Annotated in this window: 1 protein-coding gene and 1 pseudogene; both read left to right on the top strand. The window is 79.7% G+C overall.

All coding sequences use genetic code 11. The features are described from left to right. Positions 1 to 1,188 (top strand): AMP-binding protein (locus AB0K09_RS33185; protein ID WP_366069106.1); only part of this gene is annotated, 1,188 nt, incomplete at its 5' end. Next, positions 1,185 to 1,673 (top strand): annotated as a pseudogene (locus tag AB0K09_RS33180) (cytochrome P450); the annotation flags it as partial. The gene AB0K09_RS33185 and the pseudogene AB0K09_RS33180, both read left to right, overlap by 4 nt.

The following is a 1,673-nucleotide window of genomic DNA, read 5'->3' as shown; positions in this document are numbered from 1 at the left end:
GCCGTGGCCGGCTGGGCGCGGCCGCTGGCGCGCCGCGCGGCGCTGGCCCTGCCGGCGCTCGGCGACCTGGGGCCGGTGGCCACGCTCGGCCCCCGGCTGCCGGGCTGCGCCCCGGCACTGGACCTGGACGCGCCCCGTGCGGCGCTGCCCGCGCGGCCGGACGGGGACGGGGACGCGGTCGTCGTCTTCACCTCGGGAACGACTTCGCGGCCCCGTGCGGTGGTCCACACCCGGTCGTCGGTCACGGCCGGGATGGGCGCGGTGAGCCGGCTGTTCGCCCCGCGCGCGGGGCGGCCGGTGCTGGGCGGCACGTTCTTCGTGCTCGTGCCGTCGCTGGCCGGCGGCGCGCCGGTGGCGCTGCCGGCGCGCGCGCCGCGGGTACTGGCGCGGCAGCTCGGGCGGCTGCGGCCCCGGGCGACGTATCTGACGCCGCCGCAGCTGCGAGCGGCGCTGCGGGAGGACGCCCGTTTCACCGGCGGGGTGTGGACGGGCTCGGCCCCGGCGAGCGCGGAGCTTCTGACCCGGGTGCGGCGGGCGGGCGCCGAACAGGCGTGGGGCGTGTACGCGCTGACCGAGCTGTTCCCGGCGGCGGCCGTCGAGCAGGCGGAGAAGGCGGCGTTCGACGGGGAGGGTGATCTGGTGGGCACGCTGCTGCCCGGCGTCGAGGCGAGGACGGACGGCACCACGGGCGAGCTGTGGCTGTCCGGCCCGGCCGCGCGGGACCGCTACCTGGGCGACGCCCCGGACCCGTGGGTGCGCACGGGTGACCGCGGGCGCGTCGAGGACGGGAGGGTCGTGCTGGAGGGGCGGTGCAAGGACATGGTGCTGCGCCGGGCGGAGAACATCTATCCGGGGCTGTACGAACCGGCGTTGCACGTGCCGGGCGTCGAGCTCGCCGTGCTGGTGGGGGTGCCGGCCGAGGACGGTGACGAGCGGCTTGTCGCCCTGGTCCAGCCGCAGCCGGACGCGGACCCCCGCACGCTGCGGTCGGCGCTCGCGGCGCCGCTGGCCCGTATGGGCACGGCTCGGCCCGACGCGGTGCTCCTCGGGGAGGTCCCGCTGAAGGGCCGTTCCCGCAAGCCGGACCGGGCGGCCGCCGCGCGCCGGGCGGCGGCCCGGCTGGGCCTTCGCTCAGGTTCAGGCTCGGGTTCGGGCTCGGGCTCGCGCCGGCAGGGCGGCGTGCTGTGACCGCGCGGGGCGCGGCCGTCGCGCGCCGCCGTGACCGGCGGGTCTACCGGGCCGGGCATCCGCTGCTGTTCGCACTGCTGGCCGCCGCGCGGCGCGCGCCCGTTGTGCGGGTCGGCCGGGCCGTGCTGGTGCACGAGGCCGGTGCCTTCCGGCAGGCGTTGACCCGCGTGCCGCTGGACCGGACGGCGGCCGGTACGACCGGGCGGGCCGCGCACGTCGCCCTGGGCGGCGAGCCCGGGCCGGGCGTGCTCTTCGACCAGCAGGGCGCGGAGCACCGGGCCGGCCGCCGGGAACTCGGCGACGCCCTGTCGGCGGCCGGGGTGGAACGGCTGCGGCCGGTGTGGTCGGAGGTGCTGGCCCGGGGTCTCGCGCCGCTCGCCGCGGGCCGTGAGGTCGATGTGGTGCCGCTGGCCCAGGAGTTGGCGGGGGCCACGGCCGGCGCGCTGCTGGGCGTCGACGCCGACCCCCGTGGCCTGGCCGTCGCC

The sequence above is a fragment of the Streptomyces sp. NPDC049577 genome (assembly GCF_040675635.1).
In the GTDB taxonomy this organism is placed as follows: Bacteria; Actinomycetota; Actinomycetes; order Streptomycetales; family Streptomycetaceae; genus Streptomyces.
The sequence above is the reverse complement of the archived record's forward strand: the minus strand, read 5'-3'. Positions and strand labels throughout refer to the sequence as shown.